The organism is Paramylibacter kogurei, assembly GCF_002742285.1.
Classification (GTDB): domain Bacteria; phylum Pseudomonadota; class Alphaproteobacteria; order Rhodobacterales; family Rhodobacteraceae; genus Amylibacter; species Amylibacter kogurei.
In genome coordinates, this window is record NZ_MDGM01000012.1 from 621,183 (window position 1) to 644,364 (window position 23,182).

Here is a 23,182-nt window from a genome sequence, read left to right on the forward strand (position 1 = left end):
CAATGCTAGCGAATTTTATTCCTGAATCTTGGCACGCAATTCTGTCGATGGGCGTTGTCGCGGTCATGTTCTATATGTTCATCAAAGAGCTGTATCCAACAGAGGTTGTTGCCTTGTCTGGGGCTTCATTTTTGATGCTGACGGGCATATTGCCCTATGACACGGTGTTAGAGGTATTTTCAAACCCAGCGCCATGGACGATTGCCGCGATGTTCATCCTGTCTGGCGCATTGGTGCGAACAGGGGTTTTAACCAGTCTGACAAACCAAGTGACGACATATGGGGGTAAATACCCCATTCCCGTATTGATTGGCTTGGCAATTTTTGTTGTGGTCGCATCGGCATTCATGAATAATACACCTGTTGTTGTGATTATGATCCCGATTGCGATGCAAATGGCAAAATTGTTCAATGTAACGGCATCCAAGATGTTGATTCCATTGTCATATATGGCAATTCTTGGCGGTATATGTACCCTGATCGGGACATCAACAAATCTGTTGGTTGATGGTGTTGCACGTGCCGAAGGTTTGGAACCATTCACCATGTTCGAGGTTACACCGCTTGCCCTGATCCTTGTTGCATTTGGCACAGTTTATCTGTGGTTGTTTGCAAATCGATTGTTGCCCAGCCGCGAAAGCATGTCCGATCTGTTACGTGACAAAACCACCATGCGATTTTTTACAGAAGTTTTGATTCCAGAAAACAGCGCATTGATTGGTTCAATTCCAGTCGAAGTTGATGAATTCAAACGCGATAGCGGGCGGGTGATTGACGTTGTGCGCGGTGATAAATCATTGCGCCGTCGCCTGAAAACTGTGGAACTGGAAGCAGGGGATCGGGTTGTTCTTAAAACGGCTGTGACAGAATTATTGGGTCTGAAAGAAAGCAAAGACGTGATTGTCGCGGACAAGGTTGCATCGCGAGAGGCAACAACCGTCGAAGCGTTGATCAGCCCAGGATGTAAATTGATCGGTAAACGTTTGGGCAACATGCGTTTGCGCCGCCGTTTTGGTGTTTATCCACTGGCGCTACACCGCAAAAATCAAAACATCGGTAGCCAGTTAGAAGACATCGTGGTCAAGGTTGGCGATACGCTTTTGCTGGAAGGTGCGCCAGACGACATTCATCGCATGTCCGAAGAATTGAACATGGCTGAATTGGCGGAACCAACCGCACGCCCATATCGTCGTCAAAAAGCACCGATAGTGATTTTGGCACTGGGTGCAGTGGTGGTGTTGGCCGCAATCGGTGTTGCCCCAATTTTTGCGGTGGCTGGCGTTGCGGTTGCAACCGTATTGTTGACCCGCTGTATTGATGCGGAAGAGGCATTTGAATCCGTGGATGGAGCATTGCTTGTCCTGATCTTTTCGATGCTTGCCATCGGGGCAGGGCTACAAGCATCGGGTGCTGTGGCGTTGATTGCAAATGCAGTGGCGCCAATGTTGCATGGCTTGCCACCGTTTTTCGTGGTGTGGGCGATTTTCTTGCTGACGTCAGTTTTAACTGAATTGGTGTCAAACAACGCCGTTGCGGTTGTGGTAACACCAATTGCCATCGCATTGGCAACCGCACTTGGTGTTGATCCGCGCCCATTGGTTGTGGCGGTGATGGTTGCCGCATCGGCCAGTTTTGCAACGCCGATTGGCTATCAAACCAATACGCTTGTTTATGGTCCGGGTGGGTATAGTTTTACGGATTTCATGAAAATCGGTATCCCGCTGAACCTGTCGATTGGGTTGTTGACCAGCCTGTTAATTCCATATTTTTGGCCGTTATAATCGGGGCGAGTGATTGCATGTAATTGCCATCACTTGAAACCCGTCGCGCATCTTTCTATAAGGCGCAAAAGCTGTAATTCAAAAGAGGTTCGCACATGGCTGGCCATTCCAAATGGGCAAATATTCAACACCGCAAAGGACGTCAGGATAAACTGCGTTCAAAACTGTTTTCCAAACTGTCCAAGGAAATTACGGTTGCTGCTAAAATGGGCGATCCTGATCCCGATAAAAACCCACGTTTGCGTTTGGCCGTGAAAGAGGCGAAATCAAATTCGGTGCCAAAGGATGTGATTGATCGTGCGATCAACAAAGCGTCTGCTGCGGACGGTGAAAACTACGAAGAAATCCGTTACGAAGGCTATGGTCCAAACGGAGTGGCCGTGATCGTAGAGGCGATGACCGACAATAAAAACCGTACCGCATCCACCGTGCGTTCAACATTCACCAAATCTGGTGGTAATTTGGCGGAAACAGGTGCCGTTTCTTTCATGTTTGAACGCAAAGGTTTGGTTGTTTATCTGGCTGACGCTGGTGATGCAGACACAATTTTTGAGCATGCAATCGAAGCAGGGGCAGAAGATGTGGAAAGCTCAGAAGATGGGCATGACATTTATTGCGCCGATACGGATTTGCATGCGGTTTCAACCGCACTTGAATCCGCGTTGGGGGAATCAGAATCAACAAAACTGATCTGGAAGGCGACAACATCCACAGAAGTGGACTTTGAAGGCGCTGAAAAAGTGATGAAATTGATCGAAGCCTTGGAAGATGACGATGATATTCAGGTTGTCACAACCAACATGGATGCATCTGACGAAGTTATGGCGCAGCTGTAACAATTACAAAGTTTGACAAAGGCGCGGTGGATTTCACCGCGCTTTTTTCGTTTTAATACATAGTATTAAACGAATTTAAGCGTTGCTTTTTATCTTGTTTTGACTTGTGAAATGCGCAATTTTTGTTCAGAAAATCCCGAGTTTTGCAAAATATATTGCGCAGTGCCGTAGGGTATTTTGTAAATTTGCCAGTTTGCCGCATGACCAGCACGTAAATCGATGCTAAGACCGCCCACATGTGTATAAATCCGCTAGCATCCACGCTGGCGACGCTTGAACAAAGGAGGTTTGTCATGCGCATTGGGACTCCGAAGGAGATCTTTGAAGGCGAAACACGGGTGGCGATGACACCCGCATCCGCGCTGGAATTACAAAAACTAGGATATGAATGTCTGATCGAAAAGGGTGCAGGAACAGCCGCACGATTTTCTGATCAAGATTACAAAGACGCGGGCGTAACCGTTGTGCCATCTGCCGCTGCATTGTTCAAACAGGCGGATATTGTTGCCAAGGTTCGCCCACCAGAAGATGCGGAAATCAAACGTCTGCGCAAGGGCCAGACGCTTATTTCATTCTTCTATCCCGCTCAAAACGAAGAATTGATGAATGCCGCCAATAAAAAAGGCGCGCATGTAATCGCAATGGATATGGTGCCACGTATTTCGCGGGCACAAAAAATGGATGCGCTGTCATCCATGGCCAATATCGCAGGCTATCGCGCCGTGATGGAGGCGGGGAATAATTTTGGCCGTTTCTTTACGGGCCAAGTAACCGCAGCGGGTAAGGTTCCACCGGCCAAGGTTTTGGTTGTCGGCGCAGGCGTCGCTGGGTTGGCTGCGATTGGTGCGGCGACGTCGCTTGGTGCGATGGTTTATGCATTTGACGTGCGTCCAGAGGTTGCCGAACAAATTGAATCCATGGGTGCCGAATTTGTATTCCTTGATTTTGACGAAGAACAAACAGATGGCGCCGAAACGGGTGGTTACGCCGCCCCATCAAGCCCTGAATTTCGTGAAAAACAGCTGGAAAAATTCCGTGAACTTGCCCCCGAAATGGACATCGTGATCACCACGGCGTTGATCCCAGGGCGCGATGCGCCAAAGCTTTGGCTTGAAGATATGGTTGCCTTGCAAAAACCAGGTTCGGTTGTTGTTGATTTGGCGGCGGAACGTGGTGGTAACTGTGACCTGACCGTTGCAGATGAAAAAATCGTGTCGAAAAATGGTGTGACCATCATTGGTTATACCGATTTGCCATCACGCATGGCGGCGCAATCATCAACGCTTTATTCCACCAACATTCGACACATGATGACGGATTTGACCCCTGAAAAAGACGGTCAAATCAATCATGATATGGAAGACGATGTGATCCGTGGTGCAACCGCAACGTTTGAAGGGGATATTACATTCCCGCCACCGCCACCAAAGGTGGCAGCGATTGCTGCGAAAAAACCAACCGCACCAGAGCCAACAGCCGAAGAAATAGCCGCTGAACAGGCCGCTGCGATGAAAAAGGCAGGAACACAGCAAACAGCATTGCTCGCGATTGGCGGTGTTTTGATGTTGTTGATCGGTGGCTTTGCCCCCGCATCATTCATGCAGCATTTCATCGTATTTGCATTGTCGTGTTTTGTCGGCTTCCAAGTTATCTGGAACGTCAGCCATTCATTGCACACGCCATTGATGGCGATCACCAATGCGATTTCAGGGATTATCATCCTTGGCGCGTTGCTCCAAATCGGGGGTAATGGTTTCATCGTTGGCTTGTTGGCAGCGGTGAGCGTTTTGATTGCAACCATCAACATTGTGGGCGGGTTCATGGTAACGCGACGCATGTTGAACATGTTCCAAAAATCATAAGGGGGCGATCATGAGCATTGGTATCGTTACCGCTGCATATATCGCAGCATCAGTTTTGTTCATCCTCGCGCTTGGCGGGTTAAGCAATCAAGAAAAAGCCAAACGTGCCGTTTGGTATGGCATAGTCGGCATGGCAATCGCGGTGATCGCAACGGTGTTTGGGCCAGGCGTTGGCGGTTGGTCATATGCCGTATTGATCCCGCTGTTGGGGATCGGTGCATTTTTGGGCATGACCGTGGCACAACGTGTGGAAATGACCGAAATGCCGCAATTGGTTGCTGCATTGCACAGCTTTGTTGGTTTGGCAGCGGTGTTTATCGGGCTAAATTCCGACATCGTTGGCACGCATGGTTTGTCTCATGCGGAAATCGTGATCCACGAAATCGAGATTTTCCTGGGCGTGTTTATCGGCGCGATTACCTTTACCGGTTCGATCGTTGCCTATGGTAAACTGGCGGGGAAACTGGATGGCAAAGCGTTGGTTTTACCCTATCGCCATGGTTTGAATATCGCCGCGTTGGTTATCAGCTTTATCCTGTTGATCATGTATATGAACCATGCGGGAAGTTGGACATTATATTTGATGATGTTCATTGCATTTGCCGTTGGTGCGCATTTGGTTGCAGCCATTGGTGGTGCGGATATGCCCGTCGTGGTGTCAATGTTGAACAGCTATTCTGGCTGGGCGGCAGCGGCGACAGGTTTCTTGCTTGGCAATGATTTGTTGATCGTCACGGGTGCACTTGTTGGGTCATCCGGTGCGATCCTGTCATATATCATGTGTAAGGCGATGAACCGTTCATTTATCAGCGTGATCCTTGGCGGTTTTGGTGGGGCAACTGGCCCTGCGATGGAAATCGATGGGGAAATGGTCGCAACAGATGTGAATACGGTTGCTGCACAATTGCAAGATGCTGACAGCATCGTGATTGTTCCAGGCTACGGTATGGCCGTGGCACAGGCTCAGCAATCCGTGTCCGAGCTAACCCGTCGTTTGCGTGACAAGGGCAAAGAGGTGCGTTTCGCCATTCATCCCGTTGCGGGGCGTTTGCCTGGCCACATGAACGTGTTGTTGGCAGAGGCCAAGGTGCCATATGACATCGTGTTGGAAATGGATGAAATCAACGATGATTTCCCTGAAACCGATATGGTGATCGTGATTGGATCCAACGACATCGTAAACCCCGCCGCACAAGAAGACCCCAATTCACCCATCGCGGGCATGCCCGTATTGGAAGTGTGGAAAGCGAAAAATGTGATTGTTTCCAAGCGGGGGCAAGGTACGGGTTATTCGGGTATCGAAAACCCACTGTTTTTCAAGGAAAACACGCGGATGTTATATGGTGATGCCAAGGCAAGCCTTGATCAATTGCTACAATCCATCAGCTAAGTTTAAGGGCCCCTTGTGGGCCCTTTTATTTGCGTACGTCGATAAATTCAAAAATCGCGGGTTGCCCGCCAACCGACCATAGATCGGTATGATGCCCACCCTTGACGATTTCCATCACTTTATCTTGCGCAGGGGATACGGCGAACACAGATTGCCCAATGGCAAGCGGGACTTCTTGGTCTGCATCGCCGTGAATAACAAACAGCGGTACATCAATATTTTGCAACGTATCCTTTGACATCCACATCGGGCCAAGCGCAAGGCGTACGGGAAAATATGGATACATACCCGCCGCCACGTCGATCAGTGATGTAAACGGTGCCTCTAACATCAATGCCGCTGGTGGGTGTGTGTTGGCAAGTTGGATTGCAACGGCCGTACCAAGACTTTCGCCATAATAAAAAACGTTGCCCGCTGGTGGGGTTCCCAATATCGCAGACAGGTTTTCAATCAGATAAATCGAATCTTGTCTGATCAATGCTTCATTTGGATCGCCCTCTGATCCTGATGACCGCCGATAGGCCATTGCCACCAATCCATATCCACGATCCACAATGGCCTGAAACCGTGCCGCACGATTGGCCAGATTGCCAGCGTTGCCATGGAAATAGATTATGGTTGGATTGTCTCCGACCGCAGGCTGAGCCCAAACGATCAAATTGGTGTTGTCAAAGCTTTTGAAATCAATGGTTTTGATTTGTGGCAAGCTGAATGCGGCTGGGTCGTGTTCGGTGGTATCAAACGAATAAATGACATGGAGCCGCAACGCGTATAACACCGCGAACGCCCCAAGATATACAATAATCCCTGCAAGAAAAAGCTTTCGCATCTTGAACCCTTTTGATGCTTAAAAGCAGCAGGATAGTACGGATTATATTTAATGCAACTCGCTTCGATAATGATCATCCATGCGATCGGCAATCAAATCAAAGATTTCTACAGCAAACCAGCCAACGATAACACCGACGCCAGCGCCCAAAAGAAAAGACATTTTTTATTCCTTTTCTACTAAAACTTGTCGTTATTTTAGGATGTAGTTTATTAAAATTTGGTTAGCCTGCGCATATGCGAGGGGGTTTATTACAATTATTCACGCATGGACGGCATCACTCAAAGGAATGGACATGACCAAAGCACCCAATATTTTGATCATTATGGTCGATCAACTCAACGGGACGCTTTTCCCCGATGGCCCTGCTGATTGGTTGCACGCGCCCAATTTAAAAAAACTGGCGGCGCGTTCCACGCGGTTCAAAAATGCCTATACCGCATCACCGCTTTGCGCACCGGGGCGGGCATCGTTTATGTCAGGCTTGCTGCCCAGCCGAAGCCGCGTTTATGACAATGCTGCGGAATTTGCATCCGACATTCCAACCTATGCCCATCATCTGCGCCGCGCGGGATATCAAACCTGTTTGTCGGGCAAGATGCATTTCGTTGGCCCAGATCAAATGCATGGGTTCGAAGAACGCCTTACCACCGATATTTACCCCGCCGATTTTGGTTGGACCCCCGATTATCGCAAACCGGGTGAACGCATTGAATGGTGGTATCACAATATGGGATCTGTCACGGGCGCGGGTGTGGCCGAAATTTCTAACCAGATGGAATATGATGATGAGGTGGCATATAATGCAACGCGCAAGGTTTACGATTTGGCGCGTGGGTTGGATGATCGCCCGTGGTGTTTAACCGCCAGCTTTACCCATCCGCATGATCCTTATGTCGCGCGCAAAAAATATTGGGATTTATATGAGGATTGCGAACATCTGTTACCCGAAGTTCCCGCGATGACATATGACGATCATGATACACATTCCAAACGGATATTCGATGCGAATGATTGGCGTAGCTACGATATAACAGAAGATAATATCAAACGTGCGCGGCGCGCATATTTTGCCAATATCAGCTATCTCGATGATAAAATCGGTGAAATCTTGGAAGCCTTGGAAAATACCCGCCAAGAGGCAACAATTTTATTTGTATCCGATCACGGTGATATGCTGGGTGAACGCGGGCTTTGGTTTAAAATGTCATTTTTTGAGGGATCGGCACGTGTGCCATTGATGGTATCATCACCCGAAATGGAGGCGGGTTTGATCACTACGCCCGTTTCCAATATCGACGTCACACCAACGCTTTGCGATTTGGCGGGGGTGAGCATGGATGAAATTGCGCCTTGGGTCGAAGGTGAAAGTTTGGTGCATTTGGGGCAAGGGGGGAAACGTACTTCCCCCGTGGCAATGGAATACGCAGCAGAGGCATCCTATGCCCCGATGGTTTCTTTGCGGTATCAACAATGGAAATATAACCGCTGTGAATTGGATATGGATCAGCTGTTTAATCTCGACGATGATCCGCATGAATTAAACAATCTGGCAGAAGCCCCCCAACACCAAGGTACCTTGGTGCAATTACGTGCAAAATCAGAGGCGCGATGGGATTTGGATGCGTTCGACGCCGCCGTGCGCGAAAGCCAAGCGCGGCGCTGGGTGGTTTACGAGGCGTTGCGCAATGGTGAATATTATCCATGGGATTACCAACCACTTCAAAAAGCATCAGAGCGATATATGCGCAATCACATGAATTTGGATAATTTGGAAAATGACAAACGTTTTCCGCGCGGCGAATAATTACCGCGCAAGCAATAACGCCGCCACGTCGCGCACCGCGCGGCGTGCATCAGCAGGGGCGAGCTGTTCGGCCTCTGTCTGTGCTGCTTCCAACCAAACCCCATCCATATAGGCTTGTAACGCACGACGCACCGTTTCGCGGGTTTCAGGGGGCAGCAATTGTTTCAACTCTGCGCGAAAATGCGAACGCACGCGTGATCGGTTAATACGATGCAACCGCGAAAGACTAGTAGAATAGGGCGCGTGCGACCAAAACTGAATCCACACGCTGGTTTGTTCCACGGTGAATAATGCGTCATCAAAATTGGCATCACAAATCGCCATCAGCCGTTCATGGGCATTGCTGGTATTTTCAAATCGCAGCAATAACGCCTGTTTGAGGATATCCAACAAACGCCGCATGGTGGATTCCATCAATTGTTCTTTGCTGCCAAAATAATAATTGATGCTTGCAGCGGACGTTCCCGCACGCGCCGCAATTTCCGACATGGTCACAACGCCATAACCACGTTCGTGCACCGCAAGAATCGCGGCATCTATCAATTCTTCGCTTCGAATATCGCGGATGGTTTTTCGTGTCATGAGAATACAGTGCAGATTTTTTTCTGCTCTTTCAATAGTTTAATTAATTGTTGAAAAACTTAAATGGCTATTTAAATTTTTGTTTTGAAATATTAAATTTGCCGCGTATGCTCTGATCACCAAAAAAGGGCCAAAAAGGTCTGATAAAGGGAGGGTACCAATGCAATTAATACTAACATTTGGCGTATTACTGGCGTTCGCGCTGGTGATTTTTTGCGTCATCAAATGGTGGAACGTGAAATGTATCGGGGTAACACCGGTGCCATTGTTCACATTCATCGCAATTTTGTTCACATCCGGATTGGATGTTGGGCTGATTATGTTTCCGTTGACGGAATTTGGGGGATACGCGGAGGAGGCCGCATATTCATTCACAAATCCATTGGCAATTGAATTTGGATTTTGGGGGTTCCTGATCTGGGCCTTTTATTTCCTGACAGCGTTTTATTTCTGTGTCATCGAACCAAGGGTGAAATTTTTTGAAATTCCTGCCGTTCGGATCTTAAATAACATCGTGATTATTGGCACATGTGCGTTCACCGCCAGTTTGTTTTTGATCTATTTGCCTGGGTATATTCCCGAAATTGGCGATGGTGAATCGGTTGTCGCGACATTTTATGTGATCGTGTTTGCGGTGATTTTGGCCGCGGCATATTCCAGTACGGACATTAAATTTGTGCGTATCCTAAGTGTGGGATCAACATTTTTGTTCATGGCGCTGATTTTGGGCATGTGGATATATGCAGGGATGAGCCTGTCTGAATTTGGTTCAACCATTGGCAATATCGGTGGTTATTTTGGCAATCTGCACAAATTCGTTTTGCCGCTAACAGATTATCACGAATTCTATCTGTTCTGGTGGTTTGCATGGTCAATCATGATCGGGCAATTTACATCACGTTTTGTGGGTGGTTTGACAACATGGCAGGTTTTGCTCTCTTTGTTGATATTCCCATCCATTCCGTTGGCCGTTTGGTTTAGCGTTTTGTATTTCTATCATCTTAATGCCATCCCAACCGAAGGTGTTGTGAATTTGGCCATGATCGTGGTGGGCATAACCTTTGTGATTAACTCACTGGACAGTTTGATCCGCCTTTACACAGATAACCTATCCCTCACAGCGGATCGTTTCGGGCGCCCGTTATATATAGCAGGGAACGTTGCGGTATTGTTCTTGCTCACCATTCTGTTCAAGAGCCAATGGTTGCAAATCCAATGGATTGGTGCTGTGGTTGTCGGAATTTACTTTGCATGTTTGTTGTTCATCTTGTTCACAAAACGCAGCGAAGTGATGGCCATCAATTCATCCCCAGAGGATCGCACGCTTGATTTTTCTAAAATCGAGAAAGCACATTAAATTATAAACAACTGCGGTTTTCGGCATTGTCGAAAACCGCGCAAACCAAAGAAAGTATCGCAGATGCGCGCACAACCAAAAGCAAGCCATTTTATCAATGGCGAATATGTCGAAGACACCGCAGGCAAAGTGATTGAATGCGTCTACCCCGCCACAGGCGAGGTGATTGCAAAACTTCATTCGGCGACACCTGCCATCATTGGACAGGCATTGAATGCCGCGCGCGATGCACAAAAAGCATGGGCAAAATTATCGGGCACCGAACGGGGCCGTGTTTTGCGACGTGCCGCTGATATTATTCGTGAACGCAATCGCGCATTATCCGAGCTGGAAACGCTGGATACAGGCAAACCGATGCAAGAAACGCTTTATGTGGATGCCACATCGGGTGCGGATGCGTTGGAATATTTTGGTGGTTTGGCTGGCAGTTTGACTGGCGAACATATCCAATTGGGCGATGATTGGGTCTATACCAAACGCATACCGTTGGGTGTCTGTGTCGGGATTGGTGCGTGGAATTATCCAACACAAATTGCATGCTGGAAAGGTGCACCAGCATTGGCATGTGGTAATGCGATGGTATTTAAACCATCTGAAACAACACCACTTTGCGCATTGAAAGTTGCAGAAATTTTGATCGAGGCGGGCGCACCCGCTGGTATTTACAATGTTGTCCAAGGATATGGTGATGTGGGTGCGGCACTGGTCACAGATCCACGCGTGGACAAAGTATCACTCACAGGTTCCGCCCCAACAGGGCGCAAGGTTTACGCCGCCGCCGCCGAGGGTATGAAACATGTCACCATGGAACTGGGCGGGAAATCCCCGCTGATCATTTTTGATGATGCGGATGTCGAAAACGCCGTGGGTGGTGCCATGCTTGGCAATATGTATTCCACGGGTCAGGTGTGTTCAAACGGAACACGTGTGTTTGTGCAAAAGGGGATTAAGGATAAATTCCTAAAACGCTTCGCTGAACGTGCCGAACAAATCAAACTGGGTGATCCATTGGATGAAGAAACCCAAATGGGCCCGATGGTTTCCAAAAACCAACGCGATATCGTTTTGGGTTTCATCGAAAAAGGTAAATCAGAGGGCGCGACCCTGATTACAGGTGGCAACGCCGTTGATGGTGATGGTTACTACATTCAGCCTACCGCATTTTCCGATGTGACCGATGATATGACCATCGCACGCGAAGAAATTTTTGGCCCTGTGATGTCTGTGTTGGAATTTGACACAGAAGAAGAGGTGATCAAACGCGCCAATGATACCGATCTTGGGCTTGCTGCTGGTGTATTCACCAATGACATTACCCGCGCACATCGCGTGATTGATCAATTAGAAGCGGGCACATGTTACATCAACACCTATAACGATGCACCTGTCGAGGCACCGTTTGGTGGTGTGAAAATGTCCGGTGTTGGGCGCGAAAATTCCAAAGAAGCGATCAACCATTACAGCCAAATGAAAACCGTCTATGTGAAAATGGGCCCTGTGGATTCACCTTACTGATATGACTATGACTGCTGATTATGTAATTGTTGGTGCTGGCTCTGCTGGTTGTGCCATGGCCTATCGCCTGTCTGAGGATGGTAAAAATTCTGTGCTGGTGATCGAACATGGTGGCACCGATATGGGGCCGTTTATTCAAATGCCTGCGGCACTGTCATATCCAATGAATATGTCGATGTATGATTGGGGATATGAAAGCGAACCCGAACCTCATCTGGGCGGGCGCAAATTGGCCGCCCCGCGGGGCAAGGTGATTGGTGGATCATCTTCCATTAATGGTATGGTATTTGTGCGCGGTCATGCGCGTGATTTTGATCATTGGGATGAAAGCGGCGCGTCTGGCTGGAGCTATGCCGACGTGTTGCCCTATTTCAAACGTATGGAAACTTGGCATGGTGGTGCATCTGAATTTCGCGGCACTGACGGCCCATTGCATGTCACTCGCGGCCCGCGCAAAAATCCGTTGTTTCATGCTTTTGTAAAGGCGGGTGAACAGGCAGGTTACGAAGTTAGCGACGACTATAACGGGGAAAAGCAAGAAGGCTTTGGCCCGATGGAGCAAACCGTTTACAAGGGGCGGCGCTGGTCGGCGGCAAATGCATATTTGCGCCCTGCGTTGAAACGTGAAAATTGTAATATTGTGAATGGTTTGGCGCAAAAAGTTATTGTTGAAAATGGCCGTGCTGTTGGCGTGGAAATCGAACGCAATGGCCGCAGTGAAATCATTCATGCGAATAACGAAGTTATCCTTGCAGCGTCTTCATTCAATACGCCAAAATTATTGATGTTGTCGGGCATTGGTCCTGCGGCACATTTGCGCGAACATGGCATTGATGTTGTTGCCGATCGTGCAGGTGTTGGGCAAAATCTGCAAGACCATTTGGAACTGTATATGCAGGTGGCAAGCCTGCAACCCATCACGCTTTACAAACATTGGAATATATTCAGCAAGGCCATGATTGGTGCACAGTGGTTGTTCACCAAAACGGGGTTGGGGGCATCAAATCAATTTGAATCGGCTGCGTTCATCCGATCAGATAAGGGTGTTGATTATCCAGATATTCAATATCATTTCTTACCCATTGCTGTGCGATACGATGGTAAGGCCGCCGCAGAGGGGCACGGTTTTCAGGCACATACGGGGCCAATGCGTTCCGCTTCGCGCGGATCAGTGACGCTAAAATCATCGGATCCTAAGGATGCGCCAAAAATCCTGTTTAACTACATGTCCACCGAACAAGATTGGGCCGATTTTCGCAATTGCATCCGCTTAACGCGTGAAATTTTTGCCCAAGATGCGTTTAAACCATATGCAGGCAAAGAAATTCAACCAGGTGCAGCCATGCAAACGGATGAAGAGCTGAATGAATTTATCAGCGAACATGTCGAAAGCGCCTATCACCCCTGTGGCACATGTAAAATGGGTGCGATTGATGATCCAATGGCCGTGGTTGATCCAGAATGCCGCGTGATCGGTGTTGATGGGCTGCGCGTTGCGGACAGCTCAATTTTCCCACGGGTCACAAATGGTAATTTAAATGGCCCATCGATTATGGTTGGGGAAAAAGCAGCGGATCACATTTTGGGCAAGAAGATGTTGCCAAAATCGAATTTGCAACCTTGGCTTCACCCTGATTTTGAAAACACGCAGCGTTGATATTTAAGTGGCGATCCGCACGGCGCGTTCGATGCGGATCGTTACAATCGAAGTGATGAGTGCAATAAACGAACTTGCGAAAATACAGGCAACCAGTGGAATGGCCGTGGTGCTATCCACCATCAAGTAACCCGTAAACCCAGCCAATATGGCCCCACCAAAGGTTAAAACTGCACCACCTAAACCGGATGCGGATCCTGCAAGATGCGGATTTACATCCAATAAACCTGCATTCGCACTGGGCAATACCATCCCGTTGCCAAACCCAATGAAAAATGTAAATGCAAACAGGCCAAGGGGATGCGTGACACCCGCCGCAATCACGGCCATTGAAATCAGCATCGGCAAAACGGTTGTAATACCACCCAGCATTAACATGCGTTCAATACCCATTGTTGTTGCAAAACGCCCGCTGATCCCATTGCCGAGCATGTAACCAATTGGGGTAATCATCAGGTAAATACCAATTGTGCTGGGCCCCAGACCATACACTTCTTTTGCGATAAACGGTGCACCGCCAAGATAAGCAAAAAAGGTACCCGCCGCGAACGCATTGGTTGCCGCATATCCCCAAAATCGCCGCGATGACAACAATTCGGGATATGCGCGAAACTGTGCACCGATACTGGTGGATTTATTGATATTTGTTTCGCCTTGGTCAAAATAAGCCAGTGCAAACACCAAAATTCCCGCTGCGGTAAGCACATAAAAATTTGCCTGCCAGCCAAATGCAGCGCCCAAGAACCCACCGATTGGTGGGGCGACCATTGGCGCCAGCGACATGCCCATTGTGACATATCCAATCAGGCTTGCCGCTTTGTCACGCGCCACCATATCGCGCACGGTGGCACGCGAAATCGCCATGCCCGTGCTCGCCGCGGTTTGAAAAGCGCGAAAGATCATAAACATAACAAAGCTTTGCGATAACGCGGCCCCCACGGATGCGAGCGAAAATATCGCGAGCGCACCCAGCATGACAGGGCGGCGCCCGTACCGATCAGACAATGGTCCAATAATCAATTGGATCACCGCCGTTAGTGCCAAATACCCAGATACGGCCAATTGCATCATTGAATTGGGCGTATCAAAATATTCGGCCATCGCGGGCAGCGTGGCCAAGAAAATATTGAGCGGGATCGCAGTAACACCAGCAATTGCAACAAGCGTGAAGATATGCGGCGGGGTCTCTTTATTTAGAAACGTAGGGGGTGGAAGATGTTTCATATGGGAATTGCTATGCCCATGCCCAAGCCTTGTCCAGAATAAAGTTAACAATGTTATCTTTATCCAAGACGATAAGGAACAACACCGCGCGTTTGCATATCAATGTCGAGTTTACGTTCCAATGGCGGAACAGAACGCTGGTGGCAATTTTCCCGCTCGCAAATGCGGCACGAAATACCGATGGGTTCAAATGCGCTGTCTTTGCGCGGCGCAAGATCATCGGCGTAAACCAAGGACGCTGCATGTTTTACCTCGCATCCCAGCCCAATTGCATAACGCCGTGTGGGGGCGTGAAACGATCCACCCGGTTTGCTGACCTCGCGTGCCAAACACAGGTATCGCACGCCATCGGGTGTTTCCGCCAATTGGCGCAAAAATTGACCCGGTGTTTCAAATGCACGGTGCACATTCCACAATGGACACGCGCCGCCAAATCGGGCAAATTGCATCCGTGTGGATGAATGGCGTTTGGTAATCGTACCCGCCTGATCCACACGAACAAAGAAAAACGGTATTCCCTTTAATCCTGGGCGCTGCAATGTGGACAGGCGATGTGCAACCTGTTCGACGGATGCGTTAAACAGATGTCCCAAATGTTCCAAATCATGGCGGTGTTCCTGTGCCGCCTGTAAAAAACGCGCATAGGGCATGACGGCAGCCCCCGCAAAATAATTCGCCAGCCCGATTTTGCAAATCGCGCGCGCTGCATCGGATTGAAACCGCGCGGTATCCAACGTCATTTCCAGCAAATCATCATGTTCGATCAGCGCGGTTTGATGGATGATCTGAAACAATTGCGTTTCGGCGCCCACATGTTGGTTTAAAAATAGGATGTTTTGATCGGGATCAAATCGGCGCAACTGTGTGTCGTGATCATATTTCACATCCACACCGTGGCGCGCCATCAACCAATCCGCGGCGGCCTTGCGCCCATCGCCATCCAAAATATCCGCCTTGGCGGCATAGCTTTCTGCGGCCTTGTCCACCGCATCAATGTAATTGTCGCAATAATGGAAAAAATCGCGCACTTCTTCCCATGGGGATTGCACGATACCGGTTTCTTGACGGCCCAATGCCTCGTCCAAAGAGGCAAGGCGTTCTTGGGTTTGTTTGTAATTGCGATGCAATTCTAAAAAAGCACGGGTTAGGGTGGGCGCGTTGGTGGCCATCAATTGCAAATCGGCCATGGGTGGGGATAGTTCTGCAAACACAGGATCGGCCAATGCCTCTTTCATATCCGCAAGAGACCGTTCTGCGCCCCCTTGGCGAAGTTGTGTCACATCAAACCCAAAGTTTTGCGCAAGGGCGAGTATCACCGAGCTGGCAATCGGGCGATGGTTGTTTTCCATCTGGTTGAGATAGGGCAGGGACACGCCCAAGCGTTGCGCAAAATCTTTCTGCGTGAGATCAAATTTTTGACGGGTTTCACGCAAGGCAACGCCAGCGTAGAGTTTGTTGGACATTTGTATAAACTTTGCAAATTTGCAGTTTGCAATACATCATTTGTCAAATATTTGCAACTATGCCATGTAATCCTTTATTGCTGGCTTAAATTTGCTAAAACAAAGAAACACTTAAGGGAGGATACCGTGCAAGATATTATTCAAGCGCTGGAAGAGCGACGCGACCAAGCGCGCCAAGGCGGCGGGGCAAAACGTGTTGCCGCACAACATGGCAAAGGTAAATTAACCGCACGTGAACGTATCGAAGTCTTGCTCGATCTGGATTCCTTTGAGGAATACGACATGTTCGTGGCACACCGCTGTACCGATTTTGGCATGGCGGATAACAAGGTTCCCGGTGATGGTGTAATCACGGGGTGGGGCACGATTAATGGGCGTATGGTTTATGTCTATTCCCAAGATTTCACCGTTTTGGGTGGGTCATTGTCCGAAACACACGCCAAAAAGATCTGTAAAATTCAAGAAATGGCGATGCGAAATGGCGCACCGATCATTGGCCTGAACGATTCAGGTGGTGCACGTATCCAAGAGGGCGTGTCATCCCTTGCGGGTTATACGGATGTGTTTCAAAACAACATCCTTGCATCTGGCGTGGTGCCACAGATCAGCGTGATCATGGGGCCATGTGCGGGTGGTGCGGTGTATTCGCCCGCGATGACTGACTTTATCTTTATGGTCAAAGGCAGCTCTTATATGTTTGTGACAGGCCCTGATGTGGTGAAAACCGTCACGAACGAAGTTGTCACCGCAGAGGAATTGGGGGGTGCCAAAACCCACACAACCAAATCATCTGTTGCCGATGGTGCATTTGAAAACGACATGGATGCATTGATGGAAGTGCGCCGCTTGGTTGATTTTCTGCCGTTGAATAACCGCGAAAAACCACCCGTGCGCCCATTTTTTGACGATCCAACGCGCCGCGAAAAATCGTTGGATACGTTGATCCCAGAAAACCCCAATACGCCTTATGATATGCACGAGCTGATTGAAAAAATCGGCGATGAGGGGGATTTTTACGAAATCCAACGGGATTTTGCGAAGAATATCATAACCGGCTTCATGCGACTTGAAGGCAGCACCGTTGGCGTCGTTGCCAATCAGCCGATGGTGATGGCAGGTGTTTTGGATATCGACAGTGCGCGAAAGGCTGCGCGATTTGTACGGTTCTGTGATGCGTTTGATATTCCGATCCTAACCTTGGTCGATGTGCCAGGGTTTATGCCCGGCACATCACAAGAATATGGTGGCGTGATTAAACATGGTGCGAAACTTCTCTATGCTTATGGCGAGGCGACGGTACCAAAGGTTACGGTGATCACACGCAAGGCATATGGTGGCGCGTATTGTGTGATGGCACCAAAACATCTGCGTGGTGATGTGAATTACTGTTGGCCAACAGCGGAAATCGCGGTGATGGGGGCCAAGGGTGCAGTTGAAATTTTGTATCGTTCCGATTTGGGTGATCAGGAAAAAATCGACGCTCATGTTGCCGATTACGAAGACCGCTTTGCCAATCCATTTGTCGCTGCCGAACGTGGTTTCGTGGACGAAGTCATCTTGCCCCGCAACACCCGAAGCCGCATTTGCCGTGCATTCGCAGGGTTAAAAACCAAGAAGTTGGATAACCCGTGGAAAAAGCACGACAACCTGCCGCTATGATCAAATATGGCGCGATAGGATTGCTGGCATTTGCTGGTGGGGCAATGGCACAACCTGTGCCTGATTTGCCGTCTGGCTTGGTGGTACAGCTGTATGATCTACGCCAAATTGTCGAGGATGGTGAACCATCGCTCTTATATCTTGGGTTTCTTGCCGATGATCTTTCGTCTGTTGAATATGAAACGGCATCGGTTGATCTGGATTATCTTTGCGAAAATTTCGCACTGGCAGAAGTTGCGCAAAGCGGACAAGAAACGGACGAAGTTTCGATACGCATTATGGATCAGCCAATCGCATATGGCGATGCCGATCCAGACGTAAAACAATTCATGTCATTTTATGACATCACCACGGGCCAATGCACGTGGCACTAACAATAAAGGCTGAAATCAAATGATCAAACATCGTGGGTTTCCATCACGTCTGCCAAGTTCAGACTTTCAATTCACTATCCGCCGTCCCAACAAGGCGGGTGCAACACCGCTTAAGGCGCGCGAACGTTATGCGGATCGCCGTCATGCCGATCGGCTCGCCGATCAGGCGTTTCTAGAAGCATTGATAGAACATTTTGGCGAAGAACCGTTTGAACGTGGCAATTTGGATGCAGGTCGGTTGAGTTGGCTTTTGGGGCGCGAAGTCATGCCCGTTGGTGACTTTGATCCAGCAGATTACGAAGCCTTATTACAGGTGAATATGGCCAAAGCGATGGTGAATTTTCCACAGATATTTGAGGAAGACTAAGCATGGATTGGCTTAACCAACATCAAATTTGGCGGCAAATTGCCGATAACCCAATCACGAAAATGTTAAGAATTGCCGTGGCGGCAGGTGCGCCTTACGCTCGATCTGTGCGTATGGGGAATGTCATTTCCAATGCGCATGCAAAACGGTTGTTGATGCCGTTTGTGGACGCCTGTCCAACACCTATCAACACTATTGAGATGGCCAATTTGGTTAATCCAGTTCGCTGTTTCATTTCCCCTCTACTGACCCCCATTCGTGTTTTGCGAGCGGGGGTTTTTTTCATGGTCGATGCGCCTGAAACCAATTCTGTAACCTGTCTTTCCAATGCAAAGGGTCTCTGATGTTTGATAAAATTCTGATCGCAAACCGTGGTGAAATCGCATGTCGTGTCATCAAAACCGCGCGCAAAATGGGCATCAAAACCGTGGCTGTTTATTCCGATGCGGATAAAAACGCGCTGCATGTGGAAATGGCGGACGAGGCGGTACATATCGGCGCTGCGCCGGCATCCGAAAGCTATCTTGTGATTGATAAAATCATGGATGCGATCAAGCAAACGGGCGCACAGGCGGTGCATCCGGGTTATGGGTTTCTGTCAGAAAACAAACTGTTTGCACAGGCCTTGGAAAAGGCAGGTATCGCATTCATCGGTCCAAACCCGTATGCGATTGAGGCGATGGGTGATAAAATCACTTCGAAAAAACTGGCTGCAGAAGCGGGTGTTTCAACGGTTCCCGGCTACATGGGATTGATTGCAGATGCAGATGATGCTGTGAAAATCAGCAACGAAATTGGTTATCCTGTGATGATCAAAGCCTCCGCCGGTGGTGGCGGCAAAGGCATGCGTGTTGCATGGAACGATGCCGAAGCGCGCGAAGGTTTCGCCCTGTCAAAATCAGAGGCCGCGAGCAGTTTTGGCGATGATCGCATTTTCATCGAAAAATTCGTGACCCAACCGCGCCACATTGAAATTCAGGTGCTTGGTGATGGTCATGGCAACTGTATTTATTTGAACGAGCGTGAATGTTCCATTCAACGGCGCAATCAAAAGGTGATTGAAGAGGCCCCAAGCCCATTTTTGGATGAAAAAACCCGCAAGGCAATGGGCGATCAATCTGTCGCCTTGGCCAAGGCGGTTGATTATAACTCTGCGGGCACTGTCGAATTTATAGTTGATGGGGATCGCAATTTCTATTTCTTGGAAATGAACACGCGATTGCAGGTCGAACACCCTGTTACCGAATTGATCACGGGGGTTGATCTGGTTGAACAGATGATCCGATCTGCTGCGGGTGAAAAATTGTCGCTTAAACAATCGGATATTGGCATTAACGGCTGGGCGATTGAAAGCCGTCTTTACGCCGAAGACCCATATCGCAATTTCCTCCCATCCATTGGTCGTCTGACACGTTATCGCCCACCAGCGGAAACCGCGACAGACGGCGCAATCGTGCGCAATGATACTGGCGTTTTTGAGGGCGGCGAGATCAGCATGTTTTACGATCCTATGATCGCCAAACTGTGTACATGGGCGCCAACACGCGGTGATGCAATTGATGAAATGCGCACCGCATTGGATAGTTTCGAGCTTGAAGGCATTGGCCATAACCTGCCGTTCCTGTCTGCCGTGATGGATCACGAACGATTTGTTTCAGGCAATATTACAACCGCATTCATCGAAGAAGAATACCCTGACGGTTTTGCGGGAGTGACGCTCCCCGATGTATCCTTGCGCAAGGTCGCCGCATCCGCCGCCGCCATGCACCGCGTTGCCGAAATTCGTCGCGCGCGTGTTTCTGGGCGGCTTGGTAATCACGAACGCAAAGTGGGGCGCGATTGGGTTGTCACACTGCAAGACACCCAATTTGCGGTGACGATTGATGCAGATCGCGATGGATCAACGGTTGTGTTCGATGATGGTGAAACCGTTCGGGTGAAATCAGATTGGAAACCGGGCACGAAGCTCGCGACATTTTTGCTCAACGACGAACCATTTGTGATGAAAGTGTCCAAGGTTCCCGGTGCAATCCGGATGCGGGTACGCGGCGCTGATTTAGTGGTGAATGTACGCTTGCCACGCCACGCGGAACTGGCCGAATTGATGCCCGAAATCATTGTGCCAGATACGTCAAATATGCTGCTTTGCCCAATGCCCGGATTGATCGTTTCCATGGATGTTGCCGTGGGCGATGTTGTGGAAGAGGGTCAGGCGCTTTGTACCGTCGAAGCGATGAAAATGGAAAATGTATTACGGTCTGAAAAACGCGCAACCATCACCAAAATCGCGGCACAAACAGGCGACAGCTTGGCCGTTGATGACGTGATCATGGAGTTTGAATGATGTCTGACGTTGAAAACTGGAAAATCGTTGCAAATAAAGAGCTTCGCGGCAAATCTTTAAGTGATCTTACGTGGGACACACCCGAAGGTATCGCGGTAAAACCGCTTTATACTGAACAGGATATGGCTGGTTTGGATCACTTGGGTTCAACACCAGGGTCCGCGCCATATCTGCGGGGGCCAAAGGCTACGATGTATGCAGGGCGCCCATGGACCATCCGCCAATATGCAGGGTTTTCCACAGCCGAAGAATCCAACGCATTTTATCGCAAGGGTTTGGCCGCTGGCCAACAGGGCGTGTCTGTTGCATTCGATCTGGCCACGCATCGTGGATATGATTCCGATCATCCACGTGTGACGGGTGATGTGGGCAAGGCGGGCGTGGCGATTGATAGTGTTGAGGATATGAAAATCCTGTTTGACGGCATCCCGCTGGATCAGGTTTCTGTTTCAATGACAATGAACGGCGCAGTCATCCCGATTTTGGCCAATTTTATCGTTGCGGGCGAAGAACAGGGCGTATCTGCGGATAAACTGGCGGGTACCATTCAAAATGACATTTTGAAAGAATTCATGGTGCGCAACACCTATATCTATCCGCCCGCGCCATCGATGCGGATTGTGTCAGATATTATCGGTTACACATCGCAAAATATGCCAAAATTCAATTCCATTTCAATCAGTGGTTATCACATTCACGAAGCGGGTTCGAACCTTGTCCAAGAACTGGCATTCACACTTGCCGATGGTAAGGAATATGTGAAAGCGGCGATCAAGGCAGGGTTGGATGTGGATGCGTTTGCGCCGCGCCTGTCATTCTTTTTCGCCATCGGCATGAACTTTTTCATGGAGGCGGCAAAATTGCGCGCCGCGCGGTTGTTGTGGCACCGTATCATGGCCGAATTTGAACCAAAGAACGAAAAATCAAACATGCTACGCACGCACTGTCAAACCAGTGGCGTATCCTTGCAAGAACAAGATCCGTTTAATAACGCAATCCGTACTGCATACGAAGCAATGTCCGCCGCATTGGGTGGCACGCAATCCTTGCACACCAACAGCTATGACGAAGCGATTGCGTTACCAACGGATGAATCTGCGCGACTTGCGCGTAACACCCAGCTGATTTTGCAAAATGAAACGGGCATAACCAATGTGGTCGATCCGTTGGCGGGGTCTTATTATGTGGAAAGCCTGACCAAAGAATTGGCGGATAAAGCGTGGGAATTGATCTGCGAGGTTGATGCATTGGGTGGAATGACCAAGGCCGTGGAAAGCGGGATGCCCAAATTGCGGATCGAGGAGGCCGCCGCCCAACGCCAAGCACGCGTTGATCGCGGTGAAGACGTGATCGTTGGTGTGAACAAATTCCAACGCGAAGAAGAGCCCAAAATTGACGTGCGCGAAATTGATAACGCGGCTGTGCGCGATGCACAGATTGCGCGATTGAAACAGGTACGAAAATCACGCGACACGGCGGCTTGTGACGCCGCACTGGCTGCATTGGAAATGGGTGCGAAAAACGGTGGCAACCTGTTGGCGCTGGCCGTTGATGCGGCGCGTGCGCGTGCAACGGTTGGTGAAATTTCCGATGCGATGGAAAATGTGTTTGGACGCCATAGCGCCAAGGTGAAAACCCTCAAAGGCGTATATGGCGCAGCTTACAAAGACGATCCTGATTTTGCAGCGTTACAAACGGAGGTCACAAAATTTGCAGCAGATCATGGCACGCCGCCCAAAATGTTGGTGGTGAAGCTTGGCCAAGATGGTCATGATCGCGGCGGCAAAGTGATTGCATCTGCATTTGGCGATATCGGGTTTGATGTCACCATGGGCCCATTGTTCCAAACACCGGACGAGGCCGCGGATGATGCGGTGGAACAAGGTGTTCATGTGGTTGGCATTTCATCCCAAGCAGCGGGGCATACAACGCTTGCCCCACAGTTGATCCATGCGCTCAAGGATAAAGGCGGGGAAAATGTGATTGTGATTTGTGGCGGGGTGATCCCGCCCGATGATTACAATTATTTGCGCCAATGTGGTGTACGCGCAATTTTCGGCCCCGGCACGAACATCCCACAAGCGGCGAAAGAGGTTCTGCAATTGGTACGCCAAGTGCAAAAATAATATCACATA

At 49.3% G+C, this 23,182-nt stretch carries 17 protein-coding genes; 13 read left to right on the forward strand and 4 right to left on the reverse strand.

The annotated features are described in order from the left end of the window. Window positions 1-2: 2 nt before the first annotated feature. The 4 genes from BFP76_RS08580 to pntB all read left to right on the forward strand — a co-directional run bounded on the left by BFP76_RS08580 (window position 3) and on the right by pntB (window position 5,869). The gene (locus tag BFP76_RS08580) at window positions 3-1,781 is read left to right on the forward strand and encodes an SLC13 family permease (RefSeq protein ID WP_099592798.1); all 1,779 of its coding nucleotides are present in this window, start codon (window positions 3-5) and stop codon (window positions 1,779-1,781) included. Between the two features lie 95 nt (window positions 1,782-1,876). Next, window positions 1,877-2,617: a YebC/PmpR family DNA-binding transcriptional regulator gene (locus BFP76_RS08585; protein ID WP_099592800.1), complete on the forward strand. Its 741-nt coding sequence runs from the start codon at window positions 1,877-1,879 to the stop codon at window positions 2,615-2,617. A 293-nt stretch (window positions 2,618-2,910) separates the two neighbouring features. Further along, window positions 2,911-4,479, forward strand: coding sequence for a Re/Si-specific NAD(P)(+) transhydrogenase subunit alpha (locus BFP76_RS08590; RefSeq protein ID WP_099592802.1), 1,569 nt, complete (start codon window positions 2,911-2,913; stop codon window positions 4,477-4,479). A 10-nt stretch (window positions 4,480-4,489) separates the two neighbouring features. Beyond that, complete coding sequence (gene pntB, locus BFP76_RS08595) at window positions 4,490-5,869, forward strand: Re/Si-specific NAD(P)(+) transhydrogenase subunit beta (protein ID WP_099592804.1); 1,380 nt, start codon at window positions 4,490-4,492, stop codon at window positions 5,867-5,869. A 25-nt stretch (window positions 5,870-5,894) separates the two neighbouring features. On the opposite strand, the gene BFP76_RS08600 is transcribed toward pntB, so the two are convergent. Further along, window positions 5,895-6,698 carry an alpha/beta hydrolase gene (locus BFP76_RS08600; protein ID WP_099592806.1) on the reverse strand — a complete coding sequence of 268 codons (804 nt, stop codon included), beginning with the start codon at window positions 6,696-6,698 and terminating at the stop codon, window positions 5,895-5,897. Window positions 6,699-6,993: 295 nt separating this feature from the next. On the opposite strand from BFP76_RS08600, the gene betC reads away from it, so the two are divergent. Continuing rightward, entirely contained in the window at window positions 6,994-8,505 is a 1,512-nt protein-coding gene (gene betC, locus BFP76_RS08605) for a choline-sulfatase (RefSeq protein WP_099594021.1), read from the forward strand. On the opposite strand, the gene betI is transcribed toward betC, so the two are convergent. Beyond that, window positions 8,506-9,087: a choline-binding transcriptional repressor BetI gene (gene betI / locus BFP76_RS08610; protein ID WP_099592808.1), complete on the reverse strand. Its 582-nt coding sequence runs from the start codon at window positions 9,085-9,087 to the stop codon at window positions 8,506-8,508. A gap of 160 nt (window positions 9,088-9,247) precedes the next feature. On the opposite strand from betI, the gene BFP76_RS08615 reads away from it, so the two are divergent. The 3 genes from BFP76_RS08615 (at window position 9,248) to betA (ending at window position 13,616) form a co-directional block, all read left to right on the forward strand. After that, window positions 9,248-10,444, forward strand: coding sequence for a BCCT family transporter (locus BFP76_RS08615; RefSeq protein WP_099592809.1), 1,197 nt, complete (start codon window positions 9,248-9,250; stop codon window positions 10,442-10,444). A 63-nt stretch (window positions 10,445-10,507) separates the two neighbouring features. Beyond that, window positions 10,508-11,959, forward strand: a complete 1,452-nt coding sequence (betB, locus tag BFP76_RS08620; RefSeq protein ID WP_099592811.1) for a betaine-aldehyde dehydrogenase — start codon at window positions 10,508-10,510, stop codon at window positions 11,957-11,959. A 7-nt stretch (window positions 11,960-11,966) separates the two neighbouring features. Continuing rightward, on the forward strand, window positions 11,967-13,616 hold the full coding sequence (gene betA, locus BFP76_RS08625; protein ID WP_099592813.1) for a choline dehydrogenase: 1,650 nt from the start codon (window positions 11,967-11,969) through the stop codon (window positions 13,614-13,616). Window positions 13,617-13,619: 3 nt separating this feature from the next. Here the strand turns inward: betA and BFP76_RS08630 are convergent, their stop codons facing one another. After that, window positions 13,620-14,840, reverse strand: a complete 1,221-nt coding sequence (locus tag BFP76_RS08630; RefSeq protein WP_099592815.1) for a multidrug effflux MFS transporter — start codon at window positions 14,838-14,840, stop codon at window positions 13,620-13,622. Between the two features lie 59 nt (window positions 14,841-14,899). Continuing rightward, window positions 14,900-16,303, reverse strand: coding sequence for a helix-turn-helix domain-containing protein (locus tag BFP76_RS08635; RefSeq protein WP_099592817.1), 1,404 nt, complete (start codon window positions 16,301-16,303; stop codon window positions 14,900-14,902). 126 nt (window positions 16,304-16,429) lie between these two features. On the opposite strand from BFP76_RS08635, the gene BFP76_RS08640 reads away from it, so the two are divergent. From BFP76_RS08640 to scpA, 5 genes are all read left to right on the forward strand, one after another. After that, entirely contained in the window at window positions 16,430-17,962 is a 1,533-nt protein-coding gene (locus BFP76_RS08640) for an acyl-CoA carboxylase subunit beta (RefSeq protein ID WP_099592819.1), read from the forward strand. Next, window positions 17,932-18,336 (forward strand): DUF6497 family protein, encoded by a 405-nt coding sequence (locus BFP76_RS08645; RefSeq protein WP_133117415.1) that lies wholly within the window; start codon window positions 17,932-17,934, stop codon window positions 18,334-18,336. Before BFP76_RS08640 ends, BFP76_RS08645 begins: the two co-directional genes overlap by 31 nt. Before the next feature lie 19 nt (window positions 18,337-18,355). Further along, window positions 18,356-18,703: a hypothetical protein gene (locus BFP76_RS08650; protein ID WP_099592822.1), complete on the forward strand. Its 348-nt coding sequence runs from the start codon at window positions 18,356-18,358 to the stop codon at window positions 18,701-18,703. A gap of 343 nt (window positions 18,704-19,046) precedes the next feature. Further along, the gene (locus BFP76_RS08660) at window positions 19,047-21,047 is read left to right on the forward strand and encodes an acetyl-CoA carboxylase biotin carboxylase subunit (protein WP_099592826.1); all 2,001 of its coding nucleotides are present in this window, start codon (window positions 19,047-19,049) and stop codon (window positions 21,045-21,047) included. Continuing rightward, window positions 21,044-23,173 (forward strand): methylmalonyl-CoA mutase, encoded by a 2,130-nt coding sequence (gene scpA / locus BFP76_RS08665; RefSeq protein ID WP_099592827.1) that lies wholly within the window; start codon window positions 21,044-21,046, stop codon window positions 23,171-23,173. The genes BFP76_RS08660 and scpA overlap by 4 nt, the downstream gene beginning before the upstream one ends. The last annotated feature ends 9 nt before the right edge of the window (window positions 23,174-23,182 follow it).